This window comes from Nocardia sp. NPDC001965, assembly GCF_053594175.1.
In genome coordinates, this window is the sequence record NZ_JBSFDZ010000018.1 from 91,564 (window position 1) to 109,946 (window position 18,383).

Here is an 18,383-nt window from a genome sequence, read left to right on the forward strand (position 1 = left end):
TGATGATCGAAGATCAGCTCGTAGCCGCCCGCAGCGCCGCGGCGAACCAGCCGAACACCGGCCCCAGATCCGGCGGCGCCGGCCAGCCGTTGACGGTGGACACCAATTGCCAGTACCGCACCACCCGGGGGTCGTCGGCGACCTCCAGCCGCTCCAGGATCCACGATCGCAGGGCGCTGTCGTCCGGCCTGCCGAACGTGGTGGCGTACCGTGCGCTCAGCCGGTCGACGATCCGGAGTGCCGCCGCCGAGTCCGGGGCGATTCCGGCCGCCAGCGCCCGGGTCACCTCGTCGCGGACCGCCTCGGTCAAGTCGTGGTGCAGGCCGGTGTCGTCACCGGCGGCCCGTTCCCGCGCCTGGTACTCGGCCATCCGGCGTACCGCGGCGCGGAAGGTCTCGTCGCGCACCAACTCCACCAGGCTCGTCCACGCCACCACCTGTTCGGTGGCGGGATCGGCGGGCAGGTCCGGCATGCTCGACCGCAGGAGCTGCGCGACAGCCGGGTCGGCATCGACGGCGCCGAAGGTCTCGTCGACGAAATCGTGGACCAGACGCCGACGTTCGGACTCGGACAGGTTCACCAGTTCGTGCATCAGTTCCATCTCCTCTGGATTCGATCCCCGTTCGGACACCGCCCGTAACACCGCGCGCCGGAGCCGCAGGGCGCGGATCTGCACCTCCAGGGCATCGGCATGCGCAGCCGCTACCGCACTCAGGGAGATCTCCCGGGCCAGGATCGCGCGCACTGTCGCGAGATCGATATCGAGCGCGCGCAGCGTACGGACCAGTTCCAGCCGGGCGAGCGCGCGGGCGTCGTACAGGCGGTAACCGGCGGGGCTGTGCTCGGTGGGTGGGACGATGCCCGTATCGGAGTAGTACCGGATCGTCTTGACCGAGAGTCCGGTCCGTTCGGCCAGGGCCCCGATCGTGCAGAGCGTCGCGTCGTCCATGGCACCAGCCTGCTGTCTCCCCCTGGTGGAGACACAAGACATTTTGTTCGGGGTTTCCGGATCACCGCGCCGAGATACCATTTTTGACATTAAACTGTCAAAAGACAGTCGACTGCCACTTGATGGAGGAATCATGCGGACGATCGCCCTCGAAGAACATTTCGCGACTCCGTCCTTCCTGGCCGGTCCCGGGCGCGCGATGGCCGAACAGGCGCGCGCGGCGGGCGTCGGACAGATTCCGGAGCTGCTCGCCGACCTCGGCGAGCAGCGGATCGCGGCGATGGACCGGGCCGGAATCGATGTGCAGGTACTGTCGCTGACCGCCCCCGGAGTCGAACAGTCCGACCCCGCGGAAGCCGTCGCGTTCGCCCGCGAGGCCAACGATCGGGCGGCCGAAGCCGTTCGCCGGCATCCGGACCGGTTCGCTGCGTTCGCGGCCCTGCCCACCGCGGCACCCGACCACGCCGCCGACGAGCTGGACCGTGTCGTACACGATCACGGTTTCGTCGGCGCGATGATCAACGGACACACCCGGGGCCGCTACCTCGACGACGACTTCTTCCGGCCGATCCTGGCGCGCGCCGCCGAATTACGGGTCCCGATCTATCTGCACCCCACACCGCCGCCACCGGCGGTGATCGAGGCGTCCTACCTCGGCAACTATCCATCCGAGGTGACGCAGGCCTTCGCGACCAGCGGCTGGGGATGGCATATCGAGACCGCCATCCATGTCCTGCGTATCGTGCTGAGCGGGGCGTTCGACCGCTTCCCCGATCTCCAGGTGGTGGTCGGTCATATGGGAGAGGGGCTGTCGTTCATGATGCCCAGGTTCGAACAGGTCATGTCCCGGGTGGTGCAGCTGGAACGACCGGTCGGCGAATACTTCCGGACCAACCTCCACTACACATTCGCCGCCTTCAACTGGACTCCCACTTTTCTGAACCTGCTGCTCCAAGTGGGTGCGGAACGAATCCTGTTCGCCACGGATCACCCCTACGGGTCGATGGACACCGCGCGCGAGTTCCTGGACCGGCTCCCGGTCGCCCCCGCCGACCGCGAACGGATCGCGCAACGCAACGCCGAACGACTGCTGGGGCTGAGTACATGACCGGGCTGCGCGAGCGCAAGAAGCAGCGCACCCGGCTCGCGATCCAAGAACAGGCCCTGGCACTGTTCGCCCGCGACGGCTACGAGAACACGACGGTCAAACAGATCGCGGCGGCCGCGGAGGTCTCCGAGCGAACCTTCTTCCGGTACTTCCCCACCAAAGAAGACGTGGTGGCCTGGGACGCACTGGACCTGTCGTTCGCGCAACGGTTCCGCACGCAGACAACCACCGGCAGCGCGTTCGAAGCCGTGCGGGCGACCCTGCGCGAAACCTTCACCGACCTCTCCCCCGCCGAACAGCGCCGTCTGCGGGAGCGGGTGGTACTGATGACATCCGTTCCCCCGCTGCGGGCCCTGCTGCTGGACCAGCTGGTCAGCACCGGGCACGCGATCGCACAATTGGTGGCCGACCGCACCGGTGTGGCACCCGGCGATCCCGGAGTCCGCGCCCTGACCGGCGCGGTGGTGGGAGCTGCCTTCGCGGCGGTTCTCGCGGTACCGGAGCATCCGGACACCGACTTCGCCACCCTGCTCGACGAAACCCTCGGGCAACTGTCCACGCTGACGACGATCGAATAGCATCCACCCCAAAGTCGCCGCCGAATGGCAACACGCCGCCTCCGGCGACTGGAGCAACTACGCCGCGGACATCGGCCGCCGCTACCAACGAAAGTGACCGAAGGCGAACGCGTTCCAGGACTTCGAATATCGAATATCGGAGGTCACCATCCTTGGTCGGCGGCCACCAGGACGTACTGGGCGACCTGCATGACCTCGCCGCTCTCACACCTGGGTCTACGGCCTCGCGCCAGCGTCGATTGTCCAAACACGCACAACCGCGTGCTCTGGCTGTGTCATATCAGCGCTGTGTTCTACCGGTTCCGAGTTCTCCCACGGAACGAGTGCCGGCCTTACGTCCTTCAGGAAGTCTTCCACGATCACCGCCAGCGTCACATCAGCGTCCACCGGTGCTCGGAATGGCAGCTGATCCGGTGGCAACGACGTGGTCGAACACCGCAGCTGCCCAGCCTGAGCGTCGTGCCACACATAGAACGTCGCCGGCCCCTCATATCCAAGAGAGCGGATCCGCTCACGCAGGACCGACGCACACTCCTCGAATGCGGCGACAACGTCGTGAACCGACAACGAGCCGCGTTCGTCGGCCGAAGTCGACAACGACCACGTGTTCTCCCGAGCTTCCGCGTCGCGGGCGGTCGGGTCGATGAGCAACGGCTCGTCTGCGACCTCGCGGATCCATGTCAGCAGCATGACCTCAGCATGTCAGCGCAGATCGTGCGAAGCGCACACCGTTTACCGGCACTCCCGAACGATCGTGACCAGTGAAGGCATTCCGACAGTTCGAATATCCGACATCACCATCCCAACTGCTCCGCCGAACGCCCACCACGACGAAAGGATCCACCACCGCGTGACAACCTCCACACCCCGGCGTCACGCCATGACCGAACAGGCCGCCGACGCCGCAGACGACCAAGCCTGCCGCATGCTGCGGCTGCCCACCGTCCGGTCCAGTTCAAGGCGATCGCCGAGAACGCCGGCCCCGAACAGATGAGCTAACGGGCCTTCCTGGCCGACCTGCTGATCGCCGAATGCGACGACCGAGCCCGCCGACGCTCCGGACGCCGGATCCGCGCCGCCGGACTTCCCAGGGACAAATCGCTGTTCATCGGGGGCCTTGTCAGGAGTGGGCAAGACCACTGTCGGCAACGAAATTCATGCCCAGCTATCTGCTAACGGAACCTCGCGGCGATGTGGGCCAACTACCGCGCGCTCGGATACCGGCGATTGATCTACATCGACACGGCCAGTGTCCTGGGTGAGGTGACCGACCAGTCGGCCGGAGCTATGGGAGACGACCCCCCATGTCACCGGTGTGCTGCTCACCTGTACAGACGAAACCGCTCTCCACCGTCTTTCCCAGCGCGAAAGAGGTTCTGCTCTGAACGCGCACCTCGAACACAGTGCCGCCATCGCCCACCGACTGAGCAGCGGTTCCCGGCCTCGGATCCGCCGAGTAGCTACCGATGAGCCGTCGGCTGACCGAGCGTCCTTTGTTGGGGCCGATGGTGCCGGATTTCGCGGCACTACGGTGACCCGATTCAGCGGTAGACCGTCAGACCGTCCGCCAATTCCTCTTCGTCACCGTCACGGTAGGCGGCGAGAGCCTGCTGCAGGGCGAAGGTTCCGGCGATCGCGGTGATGCGGGCAGTCGTTTCGTGATCCGCCCAGCCACCGAGTGTGAGCACCCGCCGCATCAGGGAATCGCCGTAGCCGGCTCCGAGAGCTGCAAGGTCCTCGGCGGGGTCACCGAGGCAGACCTCGTCCCAGTCGACCACCCCGCTCAGGCGCGGGAGCCCGTCGATGTTCTCCCACAACACGTTCTCGGGCCCGAGGTCACCGTGCACTACCGCCGCAGTGAGGTGAGGAAGGGCTTCGATGGCGACGAGTTCCTGTTCGGCACGCCGACGCCCACCGACGGACATGAGCTCGAACAGCTCGGCGCGGACATCGGCCGCGAACCGCGGCCACCGGTCTTCCAGAGCCGGTAGGGCCGCCCGCACCCTATCGTCGCTGCCGGCTCTGGCCAGATCGGCCAGCAGTCCGACGTACTGGCCTGCGACCACATCGGCCACTTGCGGGTCATCGAGTACCTCAGCGGCCAACGGAGCTCCAGGAACACGGCTCAACACCAGGAACGGCTGCTCACTGATGCCGTCCGCGCCGCCTTCCTCCAGCGGAACCGGCACACGGAAACCCAGGTCGATTCCGGCCATGACACGCAAAACAGCCGCTCGCCGCGGCAGCCGGACCGCCACCGCCTCGGTGCGAGGCAGACACACGACACGATCCGGGCCGACCACCACCAAATGGAACTGCCCCTCCCGAACAGTGAAATCCCCCCGTTCGGCATCCGGCAGCAACCGGCTCAACACAACCCGATGCCGTCCAATCACCGTCTCCACGACACAACCCACTCTCGCCACCGTTTGGTTCAGCTTCACACGTTGATGACACGAATCGCAGTCACCGGCATTCCAGAGCTCGGCGGAGACACTGTCCGGGAATGAAGGCCGAAACCTCGGACATATGCAACCGCCGTGAACGAAACGCTCCAACGACCCGCCCACCTTCGCGCCGCCGGGTCATTGTCGGCCTGATAACGCCGTAGCCCCTCGTCGGAGACCCGCGCATCCTTCACGAGACTACGTGCCGACCTATGCGGTCATCGCGCCGACAACACCGATACCGGTCCCACCACCATCGGCAGCAGGCCCGACCGGGATATAGCTGTCGACGTAGCGCTCGCTGGACATCACGCCACCTCCGTCGGCAGCTGGAAGCGCTGATGATGGAGGTTTTTTCTAACCTCGGCCTCACCTATCCGTCAGCGCCGAACACGACGGAAACCCCCTCGCGGGAGGCGATGTGAACGTACGTCGCCTGCCCTCTCTCCGGGGGGGCACGGTGCTGTTTTCGGCGAGCCAGCGCAGGCCGGTGCGAGGCCGAGAGGTGGTGGCGAAGTTGTGGTGCAGGGCCTGTAGTTCCGGACGGATGGGTTGCTCGCCGTTTCCGGTCTGACGGCGGGCAGTATCGCGCTGCATCTGCCACGGTATCGGGCGCTCACGGGAGACACCGTGGCGAGTATCCGCGGCGTCACCATGCCCGGGGTGTTCAATCTCGACAGTGCCGCTGTCGATGCGGCGGCCCACCGGCTGCTCGAGATGGATGTGGACATACTCTGCGTCGGACACGGCGATGTGCTCACCGGGGAATCGTTGCGCACCCGCCGGGCCGGACCACCGCCCGCACCGTGACCGAATCGCCGGGCGATGGGCGACTACCGGTCAGAAGGGACGGTGGAATCCCGGTGAGGCGACGGCGAGACGTAGTCTGCCGTCGTCGCGGAGGGACAGGGTGAGCTCGTACCGGTCGGGCGTGCGCGCCTGCGCGGAGATGCCGTCGATACCGGTGGAGGTGGTCACCGTCCAGTCCGAGTGCTCCCAGGTACGGAGTATCAGCGGCAGATAGGCCTGCGGACGGTCCGGGGGCGGCGGGTCGAGAAAGTAGCGGATCTCCAGGCGATCCAGCTGGTAGATATTGCCCGCATCGTCGTCGCACGGCAGTACGGTTTCGCCGTCGCGACCGTCCCGGGGGCTGATCCTCAGCTGACCACCGACTGCTTCGAGCAATTCCGCGACGAGGCCGGCGATACGCGCACGAGCGCTCTCCTCGGTGAGCTCACGGGTCCACACCACCGCCCGCGCCGCGCGCACCGTCGACAAGGCGGCGATGCGTTGCCGCAGTTCCTCCGGGGTCGGCGGTGTCTCGGTGGCGGCGGGTTCCGGGGGCCAATCTCGCGCCAGTTCGAAACCGCGCCCCATCAGATCGTCGAAGGTGCGGCCGAAATCCATGGGCCGCTCCATATCACCGCCGAATTCCCAGCCGACGGTATCGGCCGGCAGATCCGCGGACACGAAGTAGTTGGTATCGCCCAGGCCCTTGGCGATCAGCATCGCCCGATCGTCCGGGATGCGCTCGCCGGTATCCCAGTTCCGCACCGATTCGGCCATGCCGAGCGCGGCGTAGGTCTGCATATCGCGGGGACGCGCGGGACCGAACGATATCCCGTCGAGATCGGTGAACCCGGCGTGCACCATGCTGAGGAAAACCCGCAGCGGCTCCGGCAGCCGATCCCAGCACGACGGCACGTTTACGCCGAAGGTCGCCGGATCCCAGCCGATCCGGAACTCGTGCGGCTGGAACGGTTTCCGCAGGGCGTAGATCAGCACCCAGTCGCCACGCAACAGACAGACGCGGACATCGTCGAGACATTCGGCCAGCACCGCGCCGAACCTGGGCATCAGCTCGAACATGTCGAGGTTCCAGAGCGCCACGGCAGCCGCACCGCGGACGCGCGCATCGCAGGCGCCGGCGATCTCCGCCCACTGCGCGGGAACATGGGCGGCCGCCGAACTCCCCGGTTCGACGAGCAGCGCTGAGCCGGACCCGAATTCCGCTACGACCCGCGCGAAGTCCACAGTGTCCACGGCATGCATTGAACAGCACACGTCCGACAGATACCCGCCGATTCCCGGTATTGTCCGCCGGACATGCCACGATTGTGCTGACCGAGCCCCGGAGCAGGGAGGTGGCGGCATTGTCCGGACAACCGCGAGACAGCGACAGCGATCCGTTCGGCGGCAGACGACCCACCAGCCATGAACACGACAGCGGTCTGCCGTGGGACGCCTCCTACCGAGACGGTCCCGCCCCCTGGGATACCGGTCGTCCACAACCGGCGGTGGTGCGAACAGCCGCCGAAGGCGGGTTCACCGGGTCGGTGCTGGACGCGGGTTGCGGTACCGGGGACAACGCCCTGCACATCGCCGCACTGGGCCTACCGGTCCTGGGTTTCGACGTGGCCGGGACCGCCCTGGAAACCGCGCGGGCGAAAGCGGCGGACCGGGGTATCGAGGCCGAATTCGTCGCCGCCGACGCACTCGCGCTGGAAGGATTCGGCCGCACCTTCGACACCGTGCTGGACTGCGGACTGTTCCACACCTTCGACCGCGACGAGCGCATCCCGTACATCGCGAGCCTGGCATCGGTGACCGAACCGGGCGCGACCTTGTACGTGCTCTGCTTCAGCGACGAGGGCACCGATCTCGGCCCGCACCCGGTGAGCCTGGAGGACCTGAACGACGCCTTCAGCCCCTCCACCGGATGGAATATCGCCTCGGTAGCGCAGGAACGGATCGAAACGAGATTCCACGACCACGGAGCACCGGCCTGGCTGGCGAGGATCGACCGGGTGCGGGCAGTCTGAGCAGACGTACCGATTCCGGAACCGGGTCTTGCCGACCGATGGTTCGCCGGTAACCATCACCTACTCCTGGAAGTACTCCATCGTCGACAACTCCTCTGCCACAGTGGTGAACAGGTTTCCGGTTTGCTGCACAACCGGTTTCGCCGGACCGGCAGGAGTGCCGTCCGGCCGAAGGAACTCGGGGTTGAACCAAGCGTCCTCGACCTCACCGACGAAGATCCCATGGTTACCGAACAAGTCGATTCGCGCGATGGTCCTGCAAGTCGCCCATCCGATACCGGTGGGAACGACAGGCCCGTAGCCCGACTCGTCCAAATCCAATTCGATGCCGCTCGCTCGAAGTTTCTCCGCGGGTGACCTCACCGGGAATCGCGAGTACTTGGCTCCCAGTTTCCACACCGCATCCGGGTGACTCGGCGCCGGCACATTGAGCGTGAAGCCCATCGAGCCCAACCGGTGGGTGCGCGGGACCACTGCCCCTGGGCCCTGTCAGCGCCCTTCGGAGCCCGGATCGGCAGCGAGGGCCGGTGTCCGGCTGGGCGCACCGAACCAACCGGACAGCGCCTCACGCAATCCGGCCACCGCGGTATCGACCGGTTCGCCGGTCTGCGCGGCCCAGGCGATATGCCCGTCCGGACGGATCAGGAGGGCATCGGCCGGCCTGTCACCTGTGGTGGCCGAACGGAAATCGACGCGATCCGCCCATTCCCCGGCGACCTCGCGCAACTCCGGCCGGTCGACGAGGTCCACTACGACCGGTCGCGCCGCGTGCAGCAGTTCGGCGACGGTGGTCGCGCCGATATCGGTGTGCAGAGCGAGGTCTGGGGCGAACGTGCCGGTCAACGGGTGGTTGTTCGGGTTGGGCAGGTCGTAGCGGACATCGGTGCCCGCGATGAAACCGGCCACCCGGCGGGCGGACTGCTCGGCACCGAGCAGTTCCTGGACCACTTCCCGCAACGCGTTCGCGGCCGGGTCGAGGCCGCGACGCAACGCCACCTGGGCCCGGGTCTGCCGGAGGGCACGGGCCCCCGCGTAATGGCGTTCCGCGTGGTAACTGTCGACCAGCCCGGGTGGGGCCCAGCCGTGCACGTCCGCGGCCAGTTTCCAGGCGAGATTGACCGCGTCGAGCAGGCCGGTATTGAGCCCGGACCCGGTGGCGGGCAGCAGATGGGCGGCGTCGCCCGCCACCAGGATCCGGCCGGCCCGGTACGTCTCGGCCTGGTGGTCCTTGAAGGTGAAGCGGGCCAGCCGCAGCGGTTCGCCCAAGGGGATGTCCTTGCCGAGTACCCGGTGGACGCTGTCCTGGAATTCGGTCAGTGTCATCGGTTCGTCGTCGGCGATATCGGTGGACTCGTCTTCGGTGGTCGAGAACATCAGCATGTCCGGAGTCAGCGACCCGTATCCGAAGGCACCGCGTTCGGTCCGGATGAAGCCCGTGGTGATCCGCCCGGTGCCGGGGATCTCGATATCACCGTTGTCGTGGCGGGTCACCGAATCGGGCACGGTGACCTGGCACAACCGGTTCACCTCCGGATAGGTAGTGCCGGTGAACGCGATACCGGCAATCTCCCGGATCGGGCTGCGCCCGCCGTCGCAGCCGACGAGATAGCGCGCGGTGATCCGGTACGGACCGTCCGGCCCGGATACCTCCGCTGTCACCGAGGTGTCGTCCTGACTCACCCCGATCACCTCGTGTCCGCGGCGGATATCCGCGCCGAGCTCATCGACCCGCTCGGCGAGCAACTCCTCCAGCCGCGTCTGTGGAAGCGGCAGCCCACGCAATGGTGGGTCCACCATGCCGGTGAGGTCCACGTGTACGCCGCCGAAGGGGTACCGGGGCGGCGGTTCCGGGGCGGTCACAGCGGCTTCGATCCTGGCCAGCAGCCCACGGTAGTGCAGCAGTTGCAGGATCTGCCCGCCGAGGCCCTGGGCCTTCTGTGTCGTCCGGGGCTGTGGGTATTTCTCCAGGAGCACCGGCCGCACCCCCGCCAGACTCAGTTCGGCGGCCAGCAGCAGACCGGTCGGTCCGGCACCCACGATGATCACCTCGGTATCCACCGTCGACCGCTGCTCCACCGATTGTTCCGTGTGTCCGTTCGCTGACGACTGCACTCGCACCTCGTAACCCTCTCTGTCCCCACCGTTGTGGGCTAGGCCAGCGAGTATGCGGTATCAACGGGGTCTTGCCGCAAGCCCCCCGGTGCGCTATACATTGAGGACGGGAGAAGTATCGCTCCCCAATTCCCCTGCGTCCGGTCCGGGCGGTTTTCTCTCCGCAGATCCCTGTGCGGTCGGCCGGGCACCAGATCCGGAGCGTCGGCGGATCGAGGTTGTCGCCGGTAGCCCCTGTGCACACTTCGTCCCTGCTTCGGGCGGATCACGCCGGCGCGGTGCTCAACCGAACCATCGGGCGAGAGCGGTTTCGAGTGGTTCTGTGTCGGTGGCGGACCAGGCGATGTACCCGTCCGGGCGGATCAGGACGGTGACGGCGCCTTCGTCGGCCGCGGCGACGACGTGGTCGACCCGGTCGGACCAGTGGTCGATCGACCTGGGTGTGTCGTCGAGAGAGAGCAGCAGACCGCGGCCGGAACGCAGCAGTCGACTGACCCGGGTCGGGCCGTCCGGGGTTTTCAGGTCGAGGTCGATCATCCGTGGGCCGACCCCGGCGTACTGGATGTCCAGGCCCGACATCATGCCCGCGACGAAATGGTTGGCTTCGGGTAGCCGGAGCAGATCGGTGAACATATCGCGGACGGTCGCGAGATCCTCGTCCTGGCTCGGGTTCATTATCAGGCTCTGCGCGCGGGTGGTGCGCAGTACTCGCGCGGCGACGGGATGACGCTCGGCGTGATAGCTGTCGAGCAACCCTTCGGGCGCCCACCCGTGCACTGTCGCGGCGAGTTTCCACCCCAGGTTGACGGCGTCCTGGACGCCGAGGTTCACCCCCTGGCCGCCGATCGGCAAATGGATGTGGGCCGCGTCCCCGGCGAAGAACACCCGCCCCTCGCGGTAACGCTCGACCTGCCGGGCGGCGTCGCCGAATCGGGATGCCACGCGCAACTCGCCCAGTTCGGTCTCCGGCCCACACACCGCGCGCAGCGCTTCCTCGACCTCCTCGGTCGTGACCGGTACATCGCGATCAGGTCTCTCATCGGCGAGCTTGCCGAATATGAATCGGTACAGATCACCGTCGATGGGGTGCAGGACGCTGAAGAATCCGCCACCGAACTCGATGTAGCGGCTGAAATGCTCGGACGAAGTGCGGACCGCGGCCGAGCGGGCGGCGAGCGTGATATCCGCGACCACCGAGTACATCCTGCTCGCGGTGCCGGGGAACGGTACGTCCAGCAGTTTGCGGACGGTGCTGTGCCCGCCATCGCAGGCGACCAGATAACTGCCGCGAATATCCCCGACCGTGACCCCCTCACAATCCTGTTCGATCGCCGACACCTCGGATCCGCGCAACACCGGCACGCCTCGGTCGACGAGGAGCTTTTCGAGGAAAGCCTCGAGCCGAGCCTGTGGGATGGAGACCGGGTACGGATGACGGGTTCGCCACGATCGGCAGTCCAACTCGATCGGGAGTCCGGCGAAGTGGCCACCGAACTCACCGCGGGGAAGTGCGCGGTCGAGTAGCGGATCCAATAATCCACGCAGGTCGAGTACCTCCGCGGTCCGCGGTTGCAGTCCGCCCGCTCGGGACTGCGTACTACGTGTGCGCTGCTTTTCCAGCACGACGACCGGTATCCCGGCAAGGGTGAGTTCGTGGGCCAGCATCAAGCCGGTCGGGCCGGCTCCGACCACGATCACTTCGGTCCGCACATCATCCTCCAAAGTAGACTGAGTGCAATAATATACTTGATCTACTAATGAGTTATGGTGAGACCATGACCGAGCCGATGGGGTTGCGGGAACGCAAGAAGGCGCGCCTGCGCGAGACGATCGCGGCCACGGCGATCCGCATGTTTCTCGAATCAGGGTTCGACCAGGTATCGATCACCGATATCGCGCGGGCGGCCGAGGTCTCCCGACGCACCCTGTTCGCGTACTTCCCCACGAAGGAAGACCTCGTCCTGCAACGATTCGCCGACCACGAGGACGAGGCGGCCAGGACGGTCAGGGCACGCCGAGCCGATCAACAGCCGCTCGACGCACTCCGGGACGCGCAGCTGAGCGCACTACGTGACCGCGATCCGAACAGCGGCCTGAACGACGACCCCGAGATCATGGCCTTTCTCCGATTGATCCGCGGCACCGAGACTCTGGCGGCGAGGCTTCGGCAGTACACCTCGCGCGGGGTGGACACACTGGCCGACGCACTGCGCGCGAGCGGTTTCGATCCACTCACCGCGCGCCTGACCGCGGCCCAGGTCATCGTGGTACAGCACGAACTCGCCTTCATCAATCATGAATGCCTCGCCGGTGGCGAGTCCGCGGCAGATCGCTACCCGGAGGCGGTCCGGGCCACCGATCGCGCGTTCGATCTACTGCGCGACGGCCTGGGATCCCCCGGTATCGGCCGAAGATGAACTTCCCGACCGAAGCACCGCTCAGGACTTCGCGGCACCCTGGCCGTCGTCGGATACCGCCGGAGCGGGCGGCCGCCGGCGCGCCGAAGTGATGCTGTAGGTGAGGATCGACGACAGCAGGATCACCAGCACCGGGGCGATCACCGGTGCCCACGCCAATTCGACCGGAAGCAGCGCCGCCGCCCCGGCGGACGCCGTCCACACGACCGCACCCACGACCGAGGGCAATGTGGTCGGAACGACACCGCGCGGCGCCGTGACGGTCGCGATGTTCAGCAGATAGGTCGTTGCCACCAGGCCCGCCGCGGCCGCCGACACCAGACCGGTGTCGAAGAGTGCCAGCACACCGATCACCAGCAGGACCGCGCCGATCGCCGCCCAGCGCCACCACCAGCCCACCACCACCAGCACGATCGCGGCCGGAGCGGCCCACGGCTGGATCAGCGCGACCAGCAGCACCAGCAGCGCGCCGGAGAGATGCGCGAGGAATTTGATCATCGCCGCACCCGGGTCATCCGGCGATGCTGGGGCAGCAGGCGCATCGTCTGGTCCAGCCGGGTGTCAGCGGCCCACGGGACGATATCCACGCCGACAGTGCTCATATCGCGGTACATCGACATCCGCTCCAGCTGCCACATCTTCTCCATGGTCGGATCCAGATCTCCGGCGAAAGGACTGCCGCGCAACACATCCACCGCCACCACCACGTGCCCGCGTTTGCGCAGATCGATGAGCGCGAGTGCGAACTGAGTATCCAGCAGGGTGGTGAACGCGACGATGACCGCGCCCAGCGGGACCGCGGCATAGGGCGCGAGCGTGCCGGTCGTGGCGATGAACTCGTCACCGACGTCGAGCACGGTGTCCACGATCCGGTAGTACTGCCGGCGCCCGATATCGGGACGCAACCACCGTGGGGACTGGCCCAGGCAGACGACCGCGGTGCGATCCCCGGCCTGCAAGGTGGACTGCACCACCTGTGCGGCCCCGCGCACCGAGAGTTCCAGCGCATCGCTGGCCGGGCCCGGCGCCTGCTGCGAGGTATCGACCAGGACGACCACATCGGCGGACCGGTTGGTCAGGCGCTCGGTCACATACAACCGGCCGCGCCGCGCGCTGACCGGCCAGTTCACGATGCGCAACTGGTCGCCGGGTGCGTAGGGGCGGATATCGGCGTACTCGACGCCGGGGCCGTGCCTGCGGGTGAGGTGAACTCCGAGACGTTCGGGAAGTTCGGTGCGCGGCAACCGCATCCGCTGTGGATCGGTGATGGGGTAGACGTAGACCTCCCCGGCCGGCAGGGTCGCGGTGGCCAGCGCCATCCCGGCCGGGCTCAACGCCTTCACCCGCACAGCGATCGGATAGCGGCCCCAGCGCGACGCCGATACCTTCAGCCGTAGGCCGGCCGGGGCGGAGCCCGAATCGGCGGATTCCTCCACCGTCACCGTCATACCGTCGACCGCGACCGGTTTACAGCGCAACAGCGCCTGCCCCTGGTCGACGAAGGCGGCGATGGTGACGGTGACTTCTTCGTTCTCGAAGCAGCGCTGCGTACCGCTGCCGTCCACCTGGACCCGGGTGCGCGACACCTGCCAGGGCGCGCTGGCCAGCACACCGAGCATCGGGGAAGCGAACACCACCAGCTGCCAGCTGCCCGCCACCACCGCCACCAGAAGCGCGACGGCCGAGGCGATGGCCAGCAGGTAGGTCAGCGGCGCGGGGCGCCAGCGGAGACGGGCCTCCACTGTGGCGCTGGCGTCGCGGTGTCTCATGGCGTGGCGGCGCGCGGAACCGGCAGGCGGCGCAGCAGTTCGCTGATCACGTCCTCACCGCGGATACGGCGCACCCACATCTCCGGCCGCAGGGTGATCCGGTGTGCCATGGCGGGAATCGCGAGTGCCTTCACGTCCTCGGGGACCACGAAATCGCGGCCGTTCAGCAGTGCGCGGGCCCGGGCCATCTGCACCAGGTCCAGTTCGGAACGCGGACTCGCACCGACCTCCACCTGCGCGTGGGCTCTGGTCGCGGCGGCGAGGGCCACCACGTAACTCACGACATCCGGATGTACCGAGACGAATTCCACCGCGTGCCGCATCTCCAGCAGCCCCTTGGCATCGACCACCTGGTTCACCCGGGGCGGCACGGCACCACGTTCCAGCCGGCGCCGGATCATCTGGGTCTCGTCCTGTTCGGACAGGTAGCCCAGCCGCAACTGGATGGCGAACCGGTCCAGCTGAGCCTCGGGCAGCGGATAGGTGCCCTCGTACTCGATGGGGTTGTCGGTGGCGAGCACGATAAAAGGTTGTGGCAGCGGGAAGGTCTCACCGTCGATACTGACCTGCCCCTCCGCCATCGCCTCGAGCAGGGCCGCCTGTGTTTTGGGCGGAGTGCGGTTCACCTCGTCGGCGAGCAGCATATGAGTGAACACCGGGCCCCGGCGGAAGGTGAACCGGCCGGTGGACATGTCGTAGATGGTGGAGCCGAGCAGATCGGCCGGTAGCAGGTCCGGGGTGAACTGCACCCGGGTGAAATCCAGGCCCAGGGCGGCCGCGAACGACCGGGCGATCAGGGTTTTGCCCAGCCCGGGCAGATCCTCGATGAGCACATGGCCGCCGGCCAGGATCGCGATCATGATGAGCTGTAGCTCATCGCGTTTGCCGACCACCACCCGGGAAACCTCCCGGAGCACGGCTTCGGTGCGTTGGACGGTCGCGTCCAGAGGCATCGTCATGTCATTTCTCGCAATGGGTCGACCCGTTTCACATTCTCTGAAGGCGGCTCAGGATCTCGTCCAGAGCCGCGCGGCCCGGGGCCGGCGTGTTCTGGTCACGCAGCTCCGAATCGGCCGGATCCACCCAGCGCCACAGCTCGGCGCCGAACAGATGGACTCCGGCGCTTTCCAGCGCCCGCCGGTTCTTGCTGACCCGCAGGCCGGCGGACAGTTGGAACTCCTTGGCCAGCAGTGGCCGCAGATGCCGATCCCAGTCGGCGCGGCTACCGTCGGCCCGGTCGACGAGCATTTCGGCGCGGGCGTGCCAGTGGCGCAACATTTCGGCGGGCCCGTTCTCCATCTCGTCGGCGAGTTCCTTTTTCTTCTTCTCCGGGCGCAGCAGCACCCAGACGAAGCAGCACAACGCGATCGCGACCGGCACCCCGGCGGCGATCAGCACGAATTCCCGGGCCCGCAGGGCGGCGGCCGCCTCGAGTCCCGCGACCGCGACGATCGCGGCCACGACGATCCAGGGCCTGCTCATCGCGGCCTCGTCCCACTCGGCGATCCAACCTGCGGTGGGACGACCGGCGGATACCCGCCGGAGACCGGGGCGGCCGAAACCGCCGGATCGGGGCTGGTGCCCTGTAGGTCCGACAGGGCCACCCGGAGCAGCTGTTCGGCACGCATCCGCTGCCACGACAGCATGGGGTGCGGACTGAACCGCGCCTCTTCGAACAACGCCACCAGTTCCCGGGCCGAGGCCTCGTGCAGGGCCCCGTGCTCGAACGCGCGCGCCAGTACTTCCATCGGGGTATCGGAGGCCAGCGGAGCCAGGCCGCGCGCGTAGATCAGGCCGCGTTCCATCGCCAGATAGCAGGCGATGATCGCGGCGCGCGGGTCCTGACCGGCCGCGCTCATGGCGGCCAACCCCATTTCGGCGGCCTTGACCAGGGTGTCGGTATCGGTGGCGGGCAGGTCCCCGGCGGCCGGCAATTCGTCCTCGGGTTCCTCGGCAGGTTCGCGCCGCTGGGTGTTCACTGTGACGACGGCCAAACCGGTCACGGCCACCGCGACCAGGGTGCCGGCGGCGGCGGTGGCCAGGATCAATCCGGTTCCGGTCAGTACCGGTTGGTCCTCCTCGGTCCCGGGCGGCGCCGCGGGGTGTTGCGGGGCCGGGGCACCGGGCGGTGGCACCGGAGCCGGTTCGGCGACGCGCTGGAAACCGATGAAGTAGACGGCGAACACGATCGCCGCGAGCACACCGACGAGCGCCAGCAGGAACAACACCGCCAAGCCCACGCGCCCCAGCCGCCAGTGCGATTCGGAATCGATATCGAGGTCGGGCAGCGCCAAGGGAAGCCGATGTTGGGAGGCGATGACCCCGGCCAGCAGCACCACGACCGAAACGGTGAGCAGAACCGGCATCAATGCCACGGTGAGGGCCGAGGAGACACTCCCCGAAGAACCGCTGCTGTCCGGCATCCCCGGGATATGTCCACGCAACGCGATGACAGCGCAGAACAACAGCGCGAACACCGCCACAATGCGCGCGATCAGCGCCCGCGACCCGGCCAACCCGATACCTCGAACCTGCTCACTGCCAAGAACAGCCACATGTTTACATGCCGGACGGCCGGTTCGGTGGCGAATCGGCAATATGAAATGACAAGTTTTCCATTTTTATCCAACCCCTCGCCGGCAAACCTACTGCTTATTGCGCGATCGACAGTTACATCTTGTTCCCGACTGTGAATACTCACAAGTTCGTCGGCGATGCGGGGACCGCCGGATGTCCGTTTCCACGTGCTTGTGGTCCCGATATCGAATCGGCACGGCGCCACAGCCGGATGGCTGAGCGACTCGGTGACCGCCTCTCCCGATCGACCGCGAAACCGGCGCCGAGCCGGGTGACGAAGCGCAAGCGCACCGAGGACCGGGCGGTGAACCCCGGAAACATCGGCCCCGCGGTAGCCGCCGATACCCCGGTCAGTCCGACCGCAGCGGTAGAACTTTCCAGGGTATCCCGCCGTCACGTGCCGAAGACAATGCTTCCGACAATGCACCCGGCGGCTCGCCGGGGAAGATCACATGGTCTATATCGGAAACCTTGACCCCACCGTGCACCTGGGCCTCGACGTATTGATGCCTGAGGAATTCGGCCGAATCGTACTGCCGGTCGATCCCGGTCAGGACACCGAGGGCCGCATGATGACCGAACTCCGTATCCGCGGCTCCGTGCGGGACGATTCCATACGACCAGGCGTTCGGGTCGAGTACCGGCGATGGACGAGTATGAAAGCTGTGCGACACGGCGTCGCCGACACACGCGGTAGTGCGTCCGAGCACTTCGGGTTTCAGAACCACCTGCACATCGCCGTAAACGGCGAGCGCATCGAGGCTACGCGGCCCGGAAGGCTGTTCACCGAGTATCCGCACATACCCGGCGACCGGACGTAACTCCGGCGGGTAGGTGCGCCGGTCGTATCCGAAACAATCGTCGTGCAGGGCGACTCGCGACCGAACCACATTGCTGTTCGGGTGGGCAATATCGACAGCCGTCACGAAGCGCTTGTTCCGCAGAATTCCGGCAAGGCCCTCCGGAGTGACGCGGATAGCGATGTCTTTGTTCGCGAACAGCCCGCGCAGCTGATGCCGCATGACGGCGCTCACTTCCTCGGGCCGAGCGCCGAGCTGTTCGGACAGCTCGGCGAGTTTGCGATGTAGAGAGCTGAATTTGTGGAAATCGACCGGGTATTCCCGGAAATGCTCTCCCATTTCATCCAGCGCCCGCTGTCTGTCCCGATCCGGCAACCGGACGGCGCTGTCGTACATCTCCCGATACCGTTCGACCATTTCACGCGGTGGTTCCGGGCGCATCGGATTCCACAGCACACTTCCGTTTCCGTCCGGGCGCATCCCATCGTGTGGGCCGAACGCGGACCGGCCGTTCGTCTCGGTGTTTCTGGCATCCTCCAGCGCGCGAGTGAATGCTGCACGATCCGCTGCCTGCTGATTCGCACTCCGGAATATTCCGGCGCCCTTGTCCACCTCCTCAGATGTATGCCGGACATGTCCGCTCACCGTTCGGCCGATCGCTTGCACCGCATCGCTCACGACACGCTTGGCACCCAGCAGGAGCTGGGTCACCGGATTGCTCGCCGCCATCGTCGAACGATGCCAGCCGCGGCCGGCGGTCGCAATAGCCCGAAGGCCGGGAAAGGCCTACGCAGCAAGGTTTCT

General features: G+C 66.8%; 18 protein-coding genes and 1 pseudogene. 6 read left to right on the forward strand and 13 right to left on the reverse strand.

Going from position 1 to position 18,383, the window contains the following annotated elements; all coding sequences use genetic code 11:
* Window positions 1-13 precede the first annotated feature (13 nt).
* Complete coding sequence (locus tag ACWCPQ_RS23530) at window positions 14-949, reverse strand: MerR family transcriptional regulator (RefSeq protein WP_449902344.1); 936 nt, start codon at window positions 947-949, stop codon at window positions 14-16.
* 133 nt (window positions 950-1,082) lie between these two features.
* On the opposite strand from ACWCPQ_RS23530, the gene ACWCPQ_RS23535 reads away from it, so the two are divergent.
* Together ACWCPQ_RS23535 and ACWCPQ_RS23540 are read left to right on the forward strand one after the other, a co-directional pair.
* Window positions 1,083-2,057, forward strand: a complete 975-nt coding sequence (locus ACWCPQ_RS23535; RefSeq protein WP_449902347.1) for an amidohydrolase family protein — start codon at window positions 1,083-1,085, stop codon at window positions 2,055-2,057.
* Entirely contained in the window at window positions 2,054-2,635 is a 582-nt protein-coding gene (locus ACWCPQ_RS23540) for an acyl-CoA-like ligand-binding transcription factor (protein WP_449902350.1), read from the forward strand. The genes ACWCPQ_RS23535 and ACWCPQ_RS23540 overlap by 4 nt, the downstream gene beginning before the upstream one ends.
* Before the next feature lie 216 nt (window positions 2,636-2,851).
* Here ACWCPQ_RS23540 and ACWCPQ_RS23545 read toward each other — a convergent pair whose 3' ends face one another.
* Window positions 2,852-3,325 carry a hypothetical protein gene (locus ACWCPQ_RS23545; RefSeq protein WP_449902352.1) on the reverse strand — a complete coding sequence of 158 codons (474 nt, stop codon included), beginning with the start codon at window positions 3,323-3,325 and terminating at the stop codon, window positions 2,852-2,854.
* A gap of 190 nt (window positions 3,326-3,515) precedes the next feature.
* On the opposite strand from ACWCPQ_RS23545, the pseudogene ACWCPQ_RS23550 reads away from it, so the two are divergent.
* A pseudogene (locus ACWCPQ_RS23550) lies at window positions 3,516-3,739 on the forward strand (ATP-binding protein); the annotation flags it as partial.
* 437 nt (window positions 3,740-4,176) lie between these two features.
* Here the strand turns inward: ACWCPQ_RS23550 and vph are convergent.
* Entirely contained in the window at window positions 4,177-5,031 is an 855-nt protein-coding gene (gene vph / locus ACWCPQ_RS23555; RefSeq protein ID WP_449902440.1) for a viomycin phosphotransferase, read from the reverse strand.
* A gap of 603 nt (window positions 5,032-5,634) precedes the next feature.
* On the opposite strand from vph, the gene ACWCPQ_RS23560 reads away from it, so the two are divergent.
* Window positions 5,635-5,892, forward strand: coding sequence for a hypothetical protein (locus tag ACWCPQ_RS23560; RefSeq protein ID WP_449902354.1), 258 nt, complete (start codon window positions 5,635-5,637; stop codon window positions 5,890-5,892).
* A 30-nt stretch (window positions 5,893-5,922) separates the two neighbouring features.
* Here ACWCPQ_RS23560 and ACWCPQ_RS23565 read toward each other — a convergent pair whose 3' ends face one another.
* The gene (locus ACWCPQ_RS23565; protein ID WP_449902355.1) at window positions 5,923-7,125 is read right to left on the reverse strand and encodes a hypothetical protein; all 1,203 of its coding nucleotides are present in this window, start codon (window positions 7,123-7,125) and stop codon (window positions 5,923-5,925) included.
* A gap of 101 nt (window positions 7,126-7,226) precedes the next feature.
* On the opposite strand from ACWCPQ_RS23565, the gene ACWCPQ_RS23570 reads away from it, so the two are divergent.
* Window positions 7,227-7,904, forward strand: coding sequence for a class I SAM-dependent methyltransferase (locus ACWCPQ_RS23570; RefSeq protein WP_449902358.1), 678 nt, complete (start codon window positions 7,227-7,229; stop codon window positions 7,902-7,904).
* A gap of 60 nt (window positions 7,905-7,964) precedes the next feature.
* Here the strand turns inward: ACWCPQ_RS23570 and ACWCPQ_RS23575 are convergent, their stop codons facing one another.
* The 3 genes from ACWCPQ_RS23575 to ACWCPQ_RS23585 all read right to left on the reverse strand — a co-directional run bounded on the left by ACWCPQ_RS23575 (window position 7,965) and on the right by ACWCPQ_RS23585 (window position 11,726).
* Window positions 7,965-8,348: a flavin reductase gene (locus ACWCPQ_RS23575; protein ID WP_449902361.1), complete on the reverse strand. Its 384-nt coding sequence runs from the start codon at window positions 8,346-8,348 to the stop codon at window positions 7,965-7,967.
* 45 nt (window positions 8,349-8,393) lie between these two features.
* Window positions 8,394-9,980, reverse strand: coding sequence for an FAD-dependent monooxygenase (locus tag ACWCPQ_RS23580; RefSeq protein ID WP_449902364.1), 1,587 nt, complete (start codon window positions 9,978-9,980; stop codon window positions 8,394-8,396).
* A 318-nt stretch (window positions 9,981-10,298) separates the two neighbouring features.
* Entirely contained in the window at window positions 10,299-11,726 is a 1,428-nt protein-coding gene (locus ACWCPQ_RS23585; protein ID WP_449902367.1) for an FAD-dependent oxidoreductase, read from the reverse strand.
* 65 nt (window positions 11,727-11,791) lie between these two features.
* Between ACWCPQ_RS23585 and ACWCPQ_RS23590 the strand changes: the two genes are divergently transcribed.
* On the forward strand, window positions 11,792-12,433 hold the full coding sequence (locus ACWCPQ_RS23590; protein WP_449902368.1) for a TetR/AcrR family transcriptional regulator: 642 nt from the start codon (window positions 11,792-11,794) through the stop codon (window positions 12,431-12,433).
* A gap of 21 nt (window positions 12,434-12,454) precedes the next feature.
* Here ACWCPQ_RS23590 and ACWCPQ_RS23595 read toward each other — a convergent pair whose 3' ends face one another.
* The 6 genes from ACWCPQ_RS23595 to ACWCPQ_RS23620 all read right to left on the reverse strand — a co-directional run bounded on the left by ACWCPQ_RS23595 (window position 12,455) and on the right by ACWCPQ_RS23620 (window position 18,308).
* Complete coding sequence (locus ACWCPQ_RS23595) at window positions 12,455-12,931, reverse strand: hypothetical protein (RefSeq protein WP_449902371.1); 477 nt, start codon at window positions 12,929-12,931, stop codon at window positions 12,455-12,457.
* A complete protein-coding gene (locus ACWCPQ_RS23600) occupies window positions 12,928-14,202 on the reverse strand; it encodes a DUF58 domain-containing protein (RefSeq protein ID WP_449902374.1) in 1,275 nt (424 codons plus the stop codon). The genes ACWCPQ_RS23595 and ACWCPQ_RS23600 overlap by 4 nt, the downstream gene beginning before the upstream one ends.
* Window positions 14,199-15,161: an AAA family ATPase gene (locus ACWCPQ_RS23605; protein ID WP_449902377.1), complete on the reverse strand. Its 963-nt coding sequence runs from the start codon at window positions 15,159-15,161 to the stop codon at window positions 14,199-14,201. Before ACWCPQ_RS23605 ends, ACWCPQ_RS23600 begins: the two co-directional genes overlap by 4 nt.
* A gap of 28 nt (window positions 15,162-15,189) precedes the next feature.
* Window positions 15,190-15,684, reverse strand: coding sequence for a hypothetical protein (locus tag ACWCPQ_RS23610; RefSeq protein ID WP_449902380.1), 495 nt, complete (start codon window positions 15,682-15,684; stop codon window positions 15,190-15,192).
* Window positions 15,681-16,757, reverse strand: coding sequence for a DUF4129 domain-containing protein (locus ACWCPQ_RS23615; protein ID WP_449902382.1), 1,077 nt, complete (start codon window positions 16,755-16,757; stop codon window positions 15,681-15,683). Before ACWCPQ_RS23615 ends, ACWCPQ_RS23610 begins: the two co-directional genes overlap by 4 nt.
* Before the next feature lie 372 nt (window positions 16,758-17,129).
* Window positions 17,130-18,308 carry a hypothetical protein gene (locus ACWCPQ_RS23620; RefSeq protein ID WP_449902384.1) on the reverse strand — a complete coding sequence of 393 codons (1,179 nt, stop codon included), beginning with the start codon at window positions 18,306-18,308 and terminating at the stop codon, window positions 17,130-17,132.
* Window positions 18,309-18,383: the final 75 nt, after the last annotated feature.

Bases quoted from the DNA above. Each gene is read 5' to 3' on its own strand.
- ACWCPQ_RS23530 (WP_449902344.1), bottom strand. From the start codon at position 949: ATGGACGACGCGACGCTCTGCACGATCGGGGCCCTGGCCGAACGGACC.
- ACWCPQ_RS23535 (WP_449902347.1), top strand. From the start codon at position 1,083: ATGCGGACGATCGCCCTCGAAGAACATTTCGCGACTCCGTCCTTCCTG.
- ACWCPQ_RS23540 (WP_449902350.1), top strand. From the start codon at position 2,054: ATGACCGGGCTGCGCGAGCGCAAGAAGCAGCGCACCCGGCTCGCGATC.
- ACWCPQ_RS23545 (WP_449902352.1), bottom strand. From the start codon at position 3,325: ATGCTGCTGACATGGATCCGCGAGGTCGCAGACGAGCCGTTGCTCATC.
- ACWCPQ_RS23575 (WP_449902361.1), bottom strand. From the start codon at position 8,348: ATGGGCTTCACGCTCAATGTGCCGGCGCCGAGTCACCCGGATGCGGTG.
- ACWCPQ_RS23590 (WP_449902368.1), top strand. From the start codon at position 11,792: ATGACCGAGCCGATGGGGTTGCGGGAACGCAAGAAGGCGCGCCTGCGC.
- ACWCPQ_RS23595 (WP_449902371.1), bottom strand. From the start codon at position 12,931: ATGATCAAATTCCTCGCGCATCTCTCCGGCGCGCTGCTGGTGCTGCTG.
- ACWCPQ_RS23600 (WP_449902374.1), bottom strand. From the start codon at position 14,202: ATGAGACACCGCGACGCCAGCGCCACAGTGGAGGCCCGTCTCCGCTGG.
- ACWCPQ_RS23605 (WP_449902377.1), bottom strand. From the start codon at position 15,161: ATGACGATGCCTCTGGACGCGACCGTCCAACGCACCGAAGCCGTGCTC.
- ACWCPQ_RS23610 (WP_449902380.1), bottom strand. From the start codon at position 15,684: ATGAGCAGGCCCTGGATCGTCGTGGCCGCGATCGTCGCGGTCGCGGGA.
- ACWCPQ_RS23620 (WP_449902384.1), bottom strand. From the start codon at position 18,308: ATGGCGGCGAGCAATCCGGTGACCCAGCTCCTGCTGGGTGCCAAGCGT.